Consider the following 15,230-nt stretch of genomic DNA (forward strand, 5'->3'; position numbering starts at 1 on the left):
TGTGAGGTTGAGGTCAAGCCGCCGCGCGGGAGGCATGGACGGTGTGGTCCCGGGTAGCTGCGATCCATGGCGCGGTACACGAAGCCCGAGCTCAGAGAGCAGATCAAGGAAGAGATCAAGTCCTCCGACAAGGGTGGCAGACCGGGACAGTGGTCGGCGCGGAAGTCACAACTGGTCACCCAGGAGTACAAGAGGCGCGGCGGGGGATTCCTGGGCCCCAAGGACGAGCGGCAGAAGTCCCTGCAACGGTGGGGCGCGGAGGACTGGCAGACCAGGGAGGGCGACACCCGGGCCCGGCACGGCGACACAACCAGTCGCTACCTGCCGAAGAAGGCCTGGGAGGAGCTGTCGGAGGACGAGAAGCGCGCCACCGACACCAAGAAACGGAAGGCGTCGCGAACCGGCAGACAGTTCGTGGCCAACACGGGGCCGGCCAGTCGGGCCCGCCGGGACGCCACGACGGCCGGACGGATGTCGGAGATGTCGGTCGCCGAGGCCGTCAAGCTGGTCCGTGGCCTCGACACGCGACAGCTCAAGTCGGCCCTGCGGCGGGAGCGCGATGGAAAAGCCCGCAAGACGCTCATCCAGCGACTCGAGGCGGAGCTCAGCCGCCGCTGACCCTTACAGGTCGGCCTGTGTGGTCAGGATCTGCCGGAGGTGTGTCTTCGGCCTGGACCCCACGGTCGAGCCGACGACCTCGCCCTGGCGGAACACCAGCAGCGTCGGCAGGGACATGACGCTGTAGCGCCGGGTGGCCTCCGGGTTCTCGTCGGAGTTGAGCTTGGCCACGACCATCCGCTCGCCGAACTCCCCGGCCAGCTCGGCCAGGCTTTTCTCGATCGCCTTGCAGGGCGGGCACCACTCCGCCCAGAAGTCGACCACCACGGGTCGATCGCTGGCCAGCACCAGCTCGGCGAACGTGTCGTCGGTGACGGTGACTAGTGAGCCGATTGCCGTTTCCTGGGGCATGTTTCCTCCCGGTGCGCGATGGCGTGGGTGAGCTGGGTGTGGAGCTGCTGGCGGACCGCGCCGAGCTGGTCGAGGTAGGCGTCGACCTCGGTGAGCTTGCGTCGCAGCACCACCACCGAGTCCGGGCAGACGCCGCCGGACGCGTTGCCAGCCCGAAGACAGGCGACGAACGGACGGACGTCGTCGAGGCCGAAGCCGACGTCGAGCAGCGCGCGGATCTCCCGTACGACCCGGAGTTCCGCCTCGTCGTAGACCCGGTAGCCGTTGGCGGAGCGCTCTGGGCGTACCAAGCCGTGCGCCTCGTAGTAGCGCAGGGCGCGGGTGCTTGTGCCAGCCCGTTCCGCCAGCTCACCGATTAGTATCCGACCCCCTCCGCCAGCCCGTCACGACCACGCTAAACCTTGTCGCCGACGTCAAGGCAAGGGCACCTAGCCGATGCGGAACTGCTCCCCGTAGACGGCGAACGCCAGTGGCGTGTTCAGGTCGAAGTTGCCGTTGTTGAGGAACACCCGCTGAGCCGTGTCGACGCGGGACGTGTCCGAGTGGGCCGCCTCCTTCCTCATTTCGATGACCCGCTCGTCGAGGAAGGCGTGGAGCCAGGTGCGCTCGTCGCCGCCCTGCGCCGGAGGCTTCGCCCGGGCCAGTGCGCGGTTGCGGATCGCCCGCATGCCCTCGTACCCGTGCATGACGGCCGCGTCGTAGTAGGCGAACTGGCCGAGCGCCCGGACCTGGTCGGCCTTGCCGTCGCGTACCGACGGGTTGAAGTACACCCGGTCCCGCTCGGCCTCCTGCGCGGCCCGGAAGACGGTGTCGGTGGACGCGGCCCGCCAGTCGCGGGGGAAGTTGGGGTCGAGACCGGCGTGCGAGGGGGTGCCGTTGACCGCGCGCAGCGCCGGCAGGTACGAGGCCAGCACGTTGCCCGGCTTGGTGCGGGTGTACGCCTCGACCAGTTCGAGCATGTCGCCGGTGCCGGAGCAGAAGCCGATGATGCCGGCGGTGTAGCCCCGCCCGTCGCCGATGTCCTCGATGTAGGAGAACTGCGCGCGCCAGTCGAGCGACGAGTTCTCCGCTGCCGAGACGAGCTGCATGGCGACGTCCTTCTTCGCCGGGTCGTCGAGGTTGCGCCCGGCCGGGACGGTCGGGGTGGGGGTGCCACCACCGGGCAGGGTCCACCGTTGGTTGGTGGCGCCGGAGCAGCTCCAGATCTGCAACCGGGCGCCGTTCGCGGTGCTCCGATCCGTGACGTCGAGGCACTTGCCGGAGCCCGTGTTGACCAGCGCGCCGTTGGTGGCCGTCCACTTCTGGGCGCCGGTGTTGTTGCAGTCGTACAGCTGCACCTTGGCGCCGTTGGCGGTCGACGCGGCGGTGACGTCCAGGCACTTGCCCAGCGCCCGGACCGAGTTGTCGGCGTTGCCGACCGTCCACGTCTGGGCCGCGCTGCCGTTGCAGTCGTAGAGCTGGACGGCGGTGCCGTTGGCCGGGTTGGCTCCGGCGACGTCGACGCACCTGCCGCCGAGGCCGGTGATCGGGCCGGCGGCCGCCGCGCTGGCCGACGGCAGGCCGTACCCGACCGCCGCGGTGCCGCCGAGCAGCGCGCCCACGACGTAGGCGGCTGACCTCTTGCGAAGCATGGCGCTCCTCGGGGACGGGGCGGCGTGCCGCCGGCGGGTCGGTGGCCCCCGTGCGGCGGATCGACCCCGTGGGCGCCGCAAGCATCAGGAAACTCTGTTAACAAATAGCAGCGCGTCGATGTGCTGTCAATCGTGGACGCACGTCCACGGGAGTGGCGGGTCGGCGCGGTTCCGGGCGCCCCGAGGTGGCGCGGCCGTCAGCTGATCCGCAGGCTCGCGATGAGGTTGCCGCGCAGGTGGAAGGTCATCGGGCCGGTGCCGTTGTAGCCGTTTCCGGTCACCGTGAGGGTGACGACGTAGCTGTCGGGATCGGACCCGGGCTCGATCGCGACGATCTCGAAGTGCGACTGCTTGCCGATGTTGTCCGTCCCGTCCCAGTCGCGTACGCCGTCACGGCCCCGATACTCGCGGCCCCAGTCGTTGAGGTAGGCGTCGTCGGTGAAGGCGGCGGCGAAGGCCTCTGAGTCGCCGCTGTTGGTCGCGTCGATGAAGGCGCGGATGGCGGCGGGGGTGTCCGTGGTGGCCATGAGTCGATCTTTCGTCGGTTGGCAAGAACCCGGTGGTGAGCGTAGAGCAACCGCTCCTGACCTCCGGCCGAACGCGTCCGATGCTCACCGTTTGTTCGACAACTCATGTTGTGACCAACACACCTCGCCCTGGACGGAATGTGCGGGCGGGCAAATAAGTTGTGGATCAACAGATACCTGACGAGAAGCAGATTGGTGGATACGGCAATGCCCGATTACGGACACGACCTCCTGTTCGGGACGTTCCTCACGCCGACCGTGCACGACCCGGACCGGGTGGTGGCGTTGGCTGAGCTGACCGAGGCGACGGGGCTGGATCTCGCCACCTTCCAGGACCATCCCTACAACGCCGACTTCCTGGACACCTGGACTCTGCTGAGCTGGGTCGCTGCCCGCACCGAGCGGCTCCGGGTCTCCGCGAACGTCCTGAACCTGCCGCTGCGCCCGCCGGCCGTCCTGGCCCGGGCCGCGGTGAGCCTGGACCGGCTGTCGCACGGCCGGTTCGAACTCGGTCTCGGCGCCGGTGCCTCCTGGGACGGGATCGAGGGGATGGGCGTACGCCGGCTGACCGCGGGGCAGGGCGTCGAGGCGCTGCGCGAGGCGATCGACGTGCTGCGTGGCGTCTGGGACGACGGTCCCGCCGGACCGCTCCAGCGCGAGGGAAAGTACTACCCGATTCCGGGCATGCGGCGCGGCCCGGCACCGGAGCACGACATCAACATCTGGCTCGGCGCCTACCAGCCCAGGATGCTGGCGTTGACCGGCCAGAAGGCCAACGGTTGGTTGCCGACACTGGAGTACCTCCGGTCACCGGACCGGGCCACCGCCAACCGACTCATCGACGAGGCGGCGGTGGCCGCCGGACGCGACCCGCGACAGATCCGTCGCCTGCTCAACCTGTTCACGGTCGACGTGTCCTCGCGTAGCCGTGGCTTCCTCCAAGGGCCGGCCGAGCAGTGGGTCGATCAGCTCCTCCCACTGGTCCTCGAGGAGGGGTTCAGCACCTTCCTGATCGGCCGTGACGACCCACGCCTCATCGAGGCGTTCGGGCAGGAGATCGCCCCCGCGCTGCGGGAGGCCGTGGCCAAGGCGCGCGCGGGCAGCGAAACCACGCTCGGCCGGGTCCGGCCGAGCGTCGCCCTGGCCAAGCGCCAGCCCGGCGTCGACTACGACGCTCTGCCCGCGTCGCTGGCCAGCACGTCCGTCGAGCCCGGCGACCCGGAGTACGAGCGGGTGCGGCACAGCTACAGCTGGCAGGGCTCACCGGCCCTGGTGATCCGCCCCCGGAACGCCGCCGAGGTGGTCGACGCCGTGGCCTACGCGCGGACGCAGCAGCTTCCACTCGCCGTCCGCAGCGGCGGGCACGGCATCAGCGGACGGTCGACGATCGACGGCGGACTCGTCATCGACATGTCCACGATGGACAAGGTCGAGGTGCTCGACCGGGCCACCCGCCGGATCCGGCTGGAGCCGGGAGCCCGCTGGGGAAACGTCGCGCAGGCGCTCGCCCCGTACGGGCTGGCGATGAGCTCGGGGGACTACGGCGACGTGGGTGTCGGCGGCCTCGCCACCACCGCCGGCGTCGGATACCTGGTGCGCAAGTACGGCCTGACCATCGACCACATCGTCGCCGCCGAGATCGTCACCGCGGACGGCAGCCTGCTCCGGGTCGACGAACACCAGCACCCCGACCTGTTCTGGGCGATCCGCGGCGCGGGCGGCAACTTCGGTGTCGTCACCGCGCTCGAGCTGGAGGCGTACGAGGTCGACAAGGTCGTCTTCGCCCGGCTCGTGGTCGACGCGAGCGACACGGCCGACGTTCTCGGTCGCTGGGGTCGGCTCGTCGAGGACGCGCCGCGGGAGTTGACCAGCTTCCTCTCCCTTTTCCCCGGACGCCGCGGCGACCCGCCGACGGCCCAGGTCACCCTGGTGTACGCCGGAGACGACATCGAAGCGGCGCAGTCCGCGCTGAGCCCGTTCCTGGAGATCGGGCCGATCCTCGACCAGCAGGCGCAGCTCGCGCCGTATCCGGCGCTCGTCGCGCCGCCCGGCAACCAGCATCGGGGCCAGGGACTGTCGGACAGCCACAGCGGCCTGCTGCATCACATCACACCGCAGGCCGCGGAGGTCATGGCGACGATGATCGGCTCCGGTGACGTGATGGTCATGCAGTTCCGGTCCGTCGGGGGAGCGGTCAACGACCTCGCCCGGGAAACCACCGCGTACGCGCACCGGGACCAGAACTTCTCCGTGCTCGCCGCCACCGTGCCGGAGCGTCGGTCCCGACTCGACAAGCACTGGGCGGACCTGGACGAGCACCTCGACGGCATGTACCTCAGCTTCGAGTCCGACACGAGCCCGGAGCGGCTCCTGGACGCCTTCCCCGAGCCCACCCTCAGCCGGCTGCGCGCCGTCAAGGCGACGTACGACCCGGACAACGTCTTCAACCGCAACTTCCCCATCCCACCGGCGCCTGCCCGGCAGGGCGGAGAGGAGACCGACAATGCCGCGCGAGACCGTCGGGCCCGGGTCAGCGCGGGGACTGGTCCGTCGGCCCCATGACACTGGTGACCGCGACGCAGGGATCGGTGCCGGGCGCGGCGGCCTGGATCGCCTCGGCGGCGCGGTCGGCGAAGTCGCGGAAGGTCGCCCGCTGCTCCTCGGGTAGCCCGGCCAGCACGTGGTCCTCGGCGTGCGCGACCCGCTTCTCGGCGTCGGCGAGGGCCAGCCTCCCGTGCTCGGTGGCCACGATCCGGCGGGCACGGCGGTCGCGCGGGTCCAGCTGCCGCTCGATCAGGCCGGCGTTCTCCAGGTCGTCGATCACGTACGTGAGGACGCTGCGGTCGATCACCAGGCGGGACGCCAGGGCGACCTGTGTCGGCACCTCCTCGTGGACGACCACGGCCAGGATGTGGTAGCCGCGACTGCCGTGGGGCAGGTCCTTCAACGCCTCCTCGACGTACTCGTGCCAGCGCCGCAGCACCATGCCGAGCGACCACCCGAAGTTCGAACCGCGCTGGCGGTCGGCTGGCAGTTCGCAGGGGTCGATGTCGGACATGTGCCTACCCTAGCGACGGGTCGACCGGGATCGTGATCGTGACCCGGGTCGGGCCGGCGGCGGGGCTGCTCACCCGCAGGCGGGCGTCGATGGCGTCGAGCCGCTCGATGATGCCGCGCAGGCCGGTGCCACGGGCCGGGTCGGCACCGCCGGTGCCGTTGTCGGTGACAACGATCCGCAGCGTGTCGCCGGTCTGGTCGAACACCACGGACACCTGCGTGGCGCCACTGTGCTTCGCCACGTTGGCCAGGGCCTCGGCCACCGCGAAGTACGCCGCGGTCTGCACGGCAGGTGGGAGGTCCTCGGGTGGGTCGCCGCTCACCCTGACTGGCACGGCAAGGTCGAGGGCCAGCGCTCGGACCGCGTCACCGAGGCCGCGGTCGGCGAGGACGGCCGGGTGGATGCTCTGGGTGACCGTGCGGAGGTCGTCGAGGGCCGCGACCGCGGTGGCGCGGGCCTCCTCCAGCAGGCGCTCGGCGCCGTCGGCGTCGCGGCGTACCAGGTCACCGGCCAGACCGAGGGTCAGCGCCAGGGAGACCAGCCGGGCCTGGGCGCCGTCGTGCAGGTCGCGTTCCACCCGTTTGAGCTCGGCCGCCTGGCGATCCACGGCACCGCGCCGGGAACGGGTCAGGGTGGCGATCCGTTCGGCGAGTTCCCGTTCGCGGGCACCCGGTGGGCGGCTGACGACCCACGCGTGCAGTCCGAGGATCAGCGCCACACCGAGGAGGGTCCAGATCGGCCAGAAGTACCCGCCACCGCTGAGAACCCAGGCGCTGAGGTCCACGGCCATGAGCAACGTGCAGGCGGCGACGTCGAGGGCGAGCCAGCGACGCCGGCCGGTCGGCACCCGCAGCGCTCGGCGCAGCAGGAGACGGCCGAGCAGCACGGTGCCGATGCCGAAGTACACCCAGCGTGGCCAGAACTCGCCGCGGCCGGTGACCAGCCAGGCGACCGTGGCCGCGACGCAGAGCGTCCCGGCCACGGTCCTGCGGGTGGTGGCGGTCATCGGCCCGGACGGTAGGTGATCCGCCGCAGCAGCGTCTCGGCGGGCCCACGGTTGCCGGTGGCGCTCATGGCCCGCGCCGCGGCGACGGAGACCAGCCAGATCGCGACCGCGGCCCCGGCGGCGGTGTACGTGCCGGTCAGGTGCAGCGCCCACGGCGAGAACAGCGCCAGCCAGGCCACGGACTGCCACAGGTACCCGCTCAGCGACCGCTGCCCGAGCGCGATCACCGCGGCGAGCAGCGCCCGGCCGCGACGGGCGCCGCTGAGCCGGAGCGCGAACAGTCCGAACAACGCGACATAGCCCGGGCCTCCGTACTCGCCGCTCACCGCGTGCAGGAGTGCCATGGACTCGACGGTAGCCGCGTCGACGTGCACGGCACCAGCGGCGATGAGCGCGTAGGGGAGCGCGCCGACGACGGAGATGCCGAGGCAGCCGACGGTGACGCGGCGCAGCAGCGTGCGGTGCGTGGCGGGGTCCTCCAGGACGCGGTGACGGGCGGCCCAGATCCCCAGCCACACGATGACGATGAACGGGAGGACGGTGGCGGTGTGCACCGGCCACTCGGCGAGCCGGTCCAGGAGCGACTGGCCGTACGAGGCGGCGGCCAGCGACGGGTTCGGCGTGTTGGTGAGCACCGCCTCCCCGCCACGCGCGCTGGTGAGCGCCAGCACCGCCAGGAACCCGGCGTACACCGTCTGGACGCCCCACAGCCACAGCACGATGCGGTGGAAGCGGTCGCTCCTGCCCAGCAACAGCAGGGTGGCGGCGATGCCGACGATGCCGTAGGCGCCGAGGAAGTCCCCGAAGTACAGCAGTGTCGCGTGGACCAGGCCGAAGCCGATCAGGGCGGCGTTGCGGCGCAGCAGGATCCGACGCGCGGCGATGCCCTGCCGTCGGGTGATCTGCACCAGGCCGTAGCCGAACATGACGCCGAAGACCGGGTAGGCGCGGCTGTCGACGAGTGTGGCCAGGACGAAGTTGATGGCGCGCTGCATGCCGTGCGGTGTGCCGTCGAGGCCCGGCTGGCCGGCGAACGCGAAGTTCGCGGCGTTGGCGAGGGCGATGAACAGCAGCATCGCGCCGCGGGCGAGGTCCGGGGCGAGCGCGCGCTCGGCGCGGGGGACGGGACCCGCCTGCGGGGTCACGGTGCTGGGGGTTGCGGTCATGGCTCCAGGCTCGCCGTTCGCGCGGCGCGTTTCGAGGAGCCTGGAACCCCTCCCGTGGTGGTACCAGTACCCCTATGCGTCGAGGTGGGCGAGGACGGCGAGGACCCGCCGGTTGTCGTCCTCGGACGACTGCAACCCGAGCTTGGCGAAGATGCTGTTGGTGTGCTTCGCGACCGCCTTCTCGGTGATGAAGAGAGCGGTCCCGATCGCCGCGTTGGACCGGCCCTGTGCCATCTGCGCGAGCACCTCCCGCTCACGGGTCGTCAGCCGGTCCAGCGGCAGCACCCGCTGACGGCTGTCGAGCAGCTTCGCCACCACGGTGGGATCGAGCGCGGTGCCGCCGCCGGCGACCCGGCGGACCGCGTCCACGAACTCGCCGATGTCGGAGATTCGATCCTTGAGCAGGTAGCCGATCCCGCCGTGGCCGTCGGCGAGCAGCTCCCGCGCGTACAACCGCTCCACGTACTGGGAGAGCACCAGCACCGGCAGCCCCGGCACCTCGCTGCGGGCCGCGAGCGCGGCCCGCAGCCCCTCATCGGTGTACGTCGGCGGTAGCCGCACGTCGACCACCGCCACGTCGGGACGCTGCGCGAGCAGTTCCCGCAGCAGATCCGGCCCGCTGCCCACGGCGGCGACCACCTGGAAGCCGTGTGCCTCCAACAGCCGGATCAGCCCGTCCCGGAGCAACACGAGATCTTCCGCCACCACCGCTCGCACCGGGCAACGGTAGCCTGCGCGCTGTTTCAGCTCTGCGGCCTGTGCGCCGCGTCGACGCGTCAGCGCAGTCCGGCGAAGAGGTCGTCCTCGGGAACCGGCGCGCCGGTGGTGTCCCGGACCCGGACGAAGGTCTCCAGGCCCATCAGCTCGGTGAACCGCTCCCGGCCCAGTTGCAGGAAGAAGATGTTCTCGGTCTGGCTGGCGTGCGCGGCCAACGCGTCGAACTTCTGCTCGCCATAGCTGCGCGTGTCCACCCAGGTGGTGATCTCCTCGTCGGGCAGGCCGAGCTCCGGCGCCGGTTCGGCCGACGACGCGTCCGGATCGGCCCAATCGACGCCGAGCTCCCGCATGATCCGGCCGAATTCCGCGAACGCCGTACGAGGCACCGTGGTCCAGTACACCTTTGCGGGAACGTCCGTCTTCGCGACAGCGGCCATGGTGATCCGGTGGGCCTGAATGTGGTCCGGGTGGCCGTAGAAGCCGTTCTCGTCGTAGGTGACGACGACGTCCGGCCGGTACCGGCGGATCAGTTCCGCCAGCCGGTCCGCGGCCTCGTCGACCGGCGTGGCCCAGAACGCGCCGGGCAGGTCATTGGTCGCCCAGCCCATCATCCCGGAATCGGCATAGCCGAGCGTCTCCAGGTGGGTGACCTTCAACGCCGCGCAGCTGACCTCCAGCTCGGCCTCGCGCATCGCCGCGACCGCGGCCGCGTCGTGCCCCGGGTCGCCGGGCTTGACCCCGCCGGGGCCGTCGCCACAGCGCCCGTCGGTGCAGGTCACGAGCACGGTCGTGATCCCCTCCGCCGCGTAGCGCGCAAGGACACCACCGGTGCTCGTCGCCTCGTCGTCGGGGTGCGCGTGCACCGCCATCAAGGTCAGAGATCGCTCAGCCATGCCATCACCCTACGAGGCCGCCCGCGCCCGAGCCGACACGCCCGTTCTCGGCGATGAGCACGGAGGTCACCGGCGCCGAGCCCGGGACGGCCCGCGCAACTGGGGTCGAAGAAGGTGTCGACGCGCGTACGTTCGACGATGTGGTTGCCCCGGCCGACCGCACCGAGGCCCTCCAGGTCGCCGGCCGGACTGTCGCCCGGCACGACGGCCCGGGTCGGGTCGTCGGCGTCCCGCTCGATCCAGCGCATGGTCGAGGTCGGGGAACCGCCCGGCCAGGCACTCGGGTACGACGCCCGTGAGCCGGATGGGGAGAACGGCGACGCCGCCCCCGATGTCGGAGTCCACCAGAAACGGGTACCGCACGGTCGACGTCATGGCGGCGCCGACGGGGGAGGCGACCACCGAGAGGGTCGCTGGAGTGGACGGGGGCAGAGACTCCCGACGGGAGTGGTGCTCAGACAAGAGACGCTCGCTTCTGAGGGAAACGTAGGGACGGACGGCATCACGGCACCGGGATGTTGTCACCGGTGCTCGGAGCAGGAGGCGTTGTCCGTCAGTACGTCATGGACGCCACTCTTTCGGAGCCCGCCGCGCCCGGCAAGCGACTTTCGCCGCCCCGCCGCCCCGCCGAGCTGCGCTGTCGTGGTGCGGCCGGTGGCCGTACCCAGTCATGAGGGGCGATGTCTCCACGCGAGGTATCCGCAGGTACGTAGCCTGATGTCGTCGTGACCCCGTCCGCTCCGGGGGTCATCCGTCAGCTGACAGCAGGAAGGCTGGTCCATGAAGATCGTCGTTATCGGCGGCAGCGGCCTCATCGGCTCCAAGCTCGTGGGCAAGCTCGGCGCGCAGGGCCATGAGGCCGTCCCGGCGTCGCCGAAGACCGGCGTGAACACGTTGACCGGCGAAGGGGTGGGTGCGGTGCTCGACGGCGCCGACATCGTGGTCGACGTGTCGAACTCCCCCTCGTTCGAGGCTGCCGCCGTGCTGGAGTTCTTCCAGACGTCCACCCGGAACCTCCTCGCCGCCGCGGCGGAAGCCGGGGTGGGGCACTACGTGGCCCTCTCGATCGTGGGCTCGGACCGGCTTCCGGACAGCGGGTACATGCGGGCCAAGGTCGCCCAGGAGAAGCTCATCGCCGCGTCCGGGCTGCCGTACTCGCTGGTGCACGCCACGCAGTTCTTCGAGTTCGTCCAGGGCATCATCGACGCCGCCACGGACGGCGACACCGTCCGCCTCGCGCCGGCGCTCATCCAGCCGATGGCGGCTGACGACGTCGCGTCCGCCGTCGCCGAGGTCACGGTCGGCGCACCGACGAACGCCGTGGTCGAGATCGCCGGGCCGGAGCAGTTCCGCCTCGACGAGCTGGGCCGATCCACTCTCGCGGCGCGTCACGACTCCCGCTCGGTGGTGACCGACCCCGCCGCCCAGTACTTCGGAACCACGCTGGGTGAGCGCTCCCTCGTCCCCGCCGATGGCGCCCGCCTCGCCGGCACGCGCCTCGACGACTGGCGCAAGCAGGCGGCCTAGCGTCGGCACTACGTCGCCGTGGCGGGCGGGTCCGCCGGCCCTCCGAGGCGCCGCACCAGCTCACCCACCGCGGCGGTCAGCGACTCGCTCGATTCCTCCGGGCAGTGCCCCTCGATCGGTGGGGGGACACTGTCGCTGGGTGGCGTCACCACATCGCTGGGATCTCGCAGTCGACGGTCCACCGCGGCCGGCGGGCCTTCCACGGTGGCCGGCGCACCCGGCCGGTGGGCGGAGAAGAGCCAGCCGCCGATGGGGTCGGTGTCGCGCCACAGGTTCACCCACCGCCAGCCGACCCGGTCCCCGATCTCGCGCAGTGCCGCGTCGTCGATGTAGGCGGGGAAGAGCCGACCGTAGAGCCGGCGCAGCGGCGACCCGTGGGTGAGCAGCGCGACCCGGTTGCCGACCTGCGGTGGCAGCTGGAGCACCGTGGCGGCGAGCAGGACCGAGCCGTGGCTGTGCCCGGTGAGCAGCACCGCGTTGCCCTGGGAGACCAGGTACGTGATCCGGCGGGCCAACTCCGGCACGGCCCGTTCGGAGTAGCAGGGTGGCGCGAACGGGTGGGCGGCCCGGGGCCAGAAGGTTCCGAGGTCCCAGAGGACGCCGACGTGGCGCCGGAACGGGACGGTCCGGTAGGCGAAGACCCCGGCGATGATCAGACTGACGATGATCGCCGCGATCAGCCAGCTGCCGAACGCGATGCCGAAGGTGACCACGCCGGCGGGCACCCCCACGTGCCGCTCGATGACGTCGCTCGGGAACAGCTCCAGCAGGCCGATGGAGGTGGTGGCCGTGCCGAGTCCGGCGAGGCAGCCGTAGACCACGGCCAACGGCACCAGGTCCTCGGTGAACCGGGCCCGGGCTATCGCCTGCCGCACCTGCCGCAGCCGGGGTTCGGTCTGCGGGGGCGCGTCGGGGTAGTCGCCCGCGACGATCGCCGACGCGGCACGGTACCGGCCGCGGCGGGAGATCAGGATCATCAGGCCCGCGACGATCAGCGTGATCAGCACCGCGCGGAAGAAGCCGTAGATCGCCCAGGTGTACGCCCGGGGCGCGCCGGTGGCGATGCCCAGGCCGGTCGACAGATCGCGGTCCAGGAAGTCCGACACCCGGTAGACCAGCTCGGCGGAGTACGCCACCGCGAGGCTGACCGCGGTGGCCGCGATCACCAGCGCTCCCAGCCCGAACAGCGGGGTGACGTCCCGTCGCCGGTCCCGGCGCCAGAGCAGCACCACGCCCAGCGCGGCCAGCAGCGTCGTCTGGGTGACGAACAGCCAGGCCAGGGTCGCGTCGTAGCCGGGCAGGCCGCCCCCCGCACGCCACGACGCACGGCTGGCCAGCACGTGGGTCACGACGACGACGGTCAGGATGATGGCGGTCGTCCGCAGCGTGCGGGTGACCCCGTCGAGCCGCCGGTCGGCGGTGCCCCGGTCGATGAGCGGGGGCGTGCAGAGCAGCGCCACGCAGGCGACCAGGACCGCCCCGGTGACCATGGCCAGCGCGACCGTGACGCCCGAGGCGCCGGTCGCGGCTCGGGCGGCGAGCAGAGTGAGGTCGAGTGTCGCGAACGCCGCCGCCACGTGGATGGAACGCAGCCGACCCACCAGCGGCTCGGCGTCCCACTGACCGACCGCGCCGAGCGGATGGTCGGAGACCGACTTCTCGGGTGCGTGAAACGCGTCGAAGGTCCTCCCCGGGCGGTTGCTGACGCGCCAGATCACGCCGATGGCAGCGGCCGGGACCAGCGCGAGCACCGCCAGCCGCAGTCCGGTCGGGTGCCCTCCCAGCCAGGACAACCAGCTACGTCCGGCCAGGCAGCGGGGCGAGGCCATACACCTCCAGGCGATCAGGTCCAGGGCGACGCCGGCAATGGCGAGCACGTAGAACGCGGTGAGCGTGAGCGCCAGCACCCGGCACAGGGATTTGACCAACGCCGCGGATCCAGGGTTGGCCGGGCGCATCCAGATGGCCACGTTGGCCAGCATGAACGGCGCCAGGAACACCAGCGCCATCGTGCGGGCCACGGTCCCGGAGGGCAGGTCACCCCAGCGGTACGCCTCCAGCGTGATCCCTCGCACGCCGTCGGTCTCCGAGCAGCGCGGGCGGGGCCGGTAGAAGCCCCCGTTGCGGTCCCCCGCCACCTGCGCCACCTGCCGCAGGTCCAACACGTCGGCGGCACTCGCACCGGACACCCCGTGCACCCGCAGCTCCACGATGCCGCCGTCGGGTATCTCCGGCCGGCTCAACCCCGCTGATCCATCCGACATCGCCCCCCGATGCGCCCGGCAGCCCTGGCCACGCGATTCGGCAGGACGGCCATCGCGGTGACAGACCGGCGTCTACCCCACCCACACCGACCCAACCGTGGCAACAGCGGACGCGCTGCCGCTCACCCGACGTCGGTCACCCCCGCGCCGGACCGCCTGGTGCGCCGGTCCCTCGGCGCCGGCGGTCAGGATTGATCCGGTCTTGGTGGGGTAGTTGCCGCCATGGTCGACGCCAATCGGCACGGAGATGACGGGAGTGCGCCGACCCGCGCCGACGGCACCGACCATGCCGGTCTGGCGGCGATCGCCGCCCGGCTTCGCGGCCGTACGGTGGCCACTCTGCGGGACCGCCTGCTTCGGGCACGCGCCATCAGCGGGCTCGCCGTGCAGGCGGGCCTGGCCGCGTCGCTGTCCTGGCTGGTGGTGCACGAGGTGCTGCACATCTCGCAGCCGGTGTTCGCGCCGATCTCCGCGGTGTCGACCCTCGCCGCGTCGGTCGGCCAACGGCTGCGCCGCACGATCGAGCTGGTCCTGGGCGTCACGGTCGGGGTGCTGATCGGTGACCTGCTGCTCGCGGTGACCGGTACCGGCTGGTGGCAACTCGCCCTGATCGTCGTGCTGGCGATCGTCGTCGCGTTGTTTCTCGTTGGCAGCGCGGCGGTGGTGATCCAGGCCGGGGCGACAGCGGTGCTCATCGCCACGCTCAGTCCGTCCGTGCGGGACCTGGAGATCCCCCGGTTCGTGGACGCCCTCGTCGGTGGAGCAGTGGCGTTGGTGGTCACCGCCGTACTGCTGCCGCTGAACCCGCTGCGGGTGCTCAACCGGGCCGCACGGCCGGCGCTGGACCTCCTGAGCACACAGCTCGACGCCACGGCCGGCGCGTTGGCCCGGCACGATGCCGCCCCGGCACGTGCCGCCATGGTCAAGCTGCGGCAGAACAAGGACGAGCTGAGCGCACTCGTCGAGGCGACCCAGGGCGCACGGGAGGCCAGCACCCTGTCGCCGGTGCACTGGCACGAACGGCACGGACCGGTGGGCCGGTACGCGCAGGCGGCGGAGCCGATCGACCGGGCGATGCGCAACAGCGGGACGTTGATCCGCCGGTCGGTGAGCCTGATCGAGGACGGCGAGCCGATACCGGAGCCGATGCCGAGGGCGGTCACCGACCTGGCCGAGGCGGTCCGGCTGATGAAGCGGCAGTTCGCCGCCGGCGACGAACCCAAGCGGGCGCGGGAGCAGGCGCTGCGGGCGGTCTGCGCGGCCGGCGACGCCTACCGGGAGGGGGTCGGCTTCTCCGGTGCGGTCGTGGTCGCCCAGGTCCGTACGACCGTCAGTGATCTGCTGGTGGCCACCGGGGTCACCCAGGAGGCCGCGAACCGCATGGTCCGACGCGCCTTCGGTGAGCTGAGGACGTCCACCCGGGTCCGTGGGTGAGCAGCGCATTTCCGAGCGGAATGACACCCACCCCAGGG

Annotated in this window: 14 protein-coding genes and 1 pseudogene; 4 read left to right on the top strand and 11 right to left on the bottom strand. The window is 71.5% G+C overall.

Going from position 1 to position 15,230, the window contains the following annotated elements; genetic code table 11:
• Nucleotides 1–66 precede the first annotated feature (66 nt).
• Entirely contained in the window at nt 67–618 is a 552-nt protein-coding gene (locus ACWD5O_RS04015) for a DUF5872 domain-containing protein (protein WP_450084520.1), read from the top strand.
• A gap of 3 nt (nt 619–621) precedes the next feature.
• Here the strand turns inward: ACWD5O_RS04015 and trxA are convergent, their stop codons facing one another.
• The 4 genes from trxA to ACWD5O_RS04035 all read right to left on the bottom strand — a co-directional run bounded on the left by trxA (nt 622) and on the right by ACWD5O_RS04035 (nt 3,127).
• Nucleotides 622–969 carry a thioredoxin gene (gene trxA, locus ACWD5O_RS04020; protein WP_449937290.1) on the bottom strand — a complete coding sequence of 116 codons (348 nt, stop codon included), beginning with the start codon at nt 967–969 and terminating at the stop codon, nt 622–624.
• Nucleotides 939–1,331: a MerR family transcriptional regulator gene (locus ACWD5O_RS04025; RefSeq protein WP_354966088.1), complete on the bottom strand. Its 393-nt coding sequence runs from the start codon at nt 1,329–1,331 to the stop codon at nt 939–941. Before ACWD5O_RS04025 ends, trxA begins: the two co-directional genes overlap by 31 nt.
• A 66-nt stretch (nt 1,332–1,397) precedes the next feature.
• Complete coding sequence (locus ACWD5O_RS04030) at nt 1,398–2,600, bottom strand: chitosanase (protein WP_450084521.1); 1,203 nt, start codon at nt 2,598–2,600, stop codon at nt 1,398–1,400.
• A 197-nt stretch (nt 2,601–2,797) separates the two neighbouring features.
• Nucleotides 2,798–3,127, bottom strand: coding sequence for a nuclear transport factor 2 family protein (locus ACWD5O_RS04035; RefSeq protein ID WP_449937297.1), 330 nt, complete (start codon nt 3,125–3,127; stop codon nt 2,798–2,800).
• A 207-nt stretch (nt 3,128–3,334) separates the two neighbouring features.
• Here ACWD5O_RS04035 and ACWD5O_RS04040 point away from each other — a divergent pair, with 207 nt between their 5' ends.
• Entirely contained in the window at nt 3,335–5,689 is a 2,355-nt protein-coding gene (locus ACWD5O_RS04040; protein WP_450084522.1) for an LLM class flavin-dependent oxidoreductase, read from the top strand.
• Here ACWD5O_RS04040 and ACWD5O_RS04045 read toward each other — a convergent pair.
• From ACWD5O_RS04045 to ACWD5O_RS04070, 6 genes and pseudogenes are all read right to left on the bottom strand, one after another.
• A complete protein-coding gene (locus ACWD5O_RS04045) occupies nt 5,658–6,185 on the bottom strand; it encodes a MarR family winged helix-turn-helix transcriptional regulator (protein WP_449935335.1) in 528 nt (175 codons plus the stop codon). The two genes, ACWD5O_RS04040 and ACWD5O_RS04045, sit on opposite strands and share 32 nt — an antisense overlap.
• A gap of 4 nt (nt 6,186–6,189) precedes the next feature.
• Entirely contained in the window at nt 6,190–7,191 is a 1,002-nt protein-coding gene (locus tag ACWD5O_RS04050; protein ID WP_449935337.1) for a sensor histidine kinase, read from the bottom strand.
• The gene (locus tag ACWD5O_RS04055) at nt 7,188–8,357 is read right to left on the bottom strand and encodes a DUF418 domain-containing protein (RefSeq protein ID WP_450084523.1); all 1,170 of its coding nucleotides are present in this window, start codon (nt 8,355–8,357) and stop codon (nt 7,188–7,190) included. Before ACWD5O_RS04055 ends, ACWD5O_RS04050 begins: the two co-directional genes overlap by 4 nt.
• 72 nt (nt 8,358–8,429) lie before the next feature.
• A complete protein-coding gene (locus tag ACWD5O_RS04060) occupies nt 8,430–9,074 on the bottom strand; it encodes a response regulator transcription factor (protein ID WP_354966081.1) in 645 nt (214 codons plus the stop codon).
• Between the two features lie 59 nt (nt 9,075–9,133).
• Entirely contained in the window at nt 9,134–9,967 is an 834-nt protein-coding gene (locus ACWD5O_RS04065; RefSeq protein ID WP_354966080.1) for a PIG-L family deacetylase, read from the bottom strand.
• A gap of 25 nt (nt 9,968–9,992) precedes the next feature.
• A pseudogene (locus ACWD5O_RS04070) lies at nt 9,993–10,399 on the bottom strand (RNA ligase RtcB family protein); the annotation flags it as partial.
• A 348-nt stretch (nt 10,400–10,747) separates the two neighbouring features.
• Between ACWD5O_RS04070 and ACWD5O_RS04075 the strand changes: the two are divergent.
• Complete coding sequence (locus ACWD5O_RS04075) at nt 10,748–11,494, top strand: SDR family oxidoreductase (protein WP_450084524.1); 747 nt, start codon at nt 10,748–10,750, stop codon at nt 11,492–11,494.
• Nucleotides 11,495–11,502: 8 nt separating this feature from the next.
• Here the strand turns inward: ACWD5O_RS04075 and ACWD5O_RS04080 are convergent, their stop codons facing one another.
• Nucleotides 11,503–13,758: a hypothetical protein gene (locus tag ACWD5O_RS04080; protein WP_450084525.1), complete on the bottom strand. Its 2,256-nt coding sequence runs from the start codon at nt 13,756–13,758 to the stop codon at nt 11,503–11,505.
• Between the two features lie 222 nt (nt 13,759–13,980).
• Here ACWD5O_RS04080 and ACWD5O_RS04085 point away from each other — a divergent pair, with 222 nt between their 5' ends.
• A complete protein-coding gene (locus ACWD5O_RS04085) occupies nt 13,981–15,192 on the top strand; it encodes an FUSC family protein (RefSeq protein WP_450084526.1) in 1,212 nt (403 codons plus the stop codon).
• Nucleotides 15,193–15,230: the final 38 nt, after the last annotated feature.

The organism is Micromonospora sp. NPDC005161, assembly GCF_053599855.1.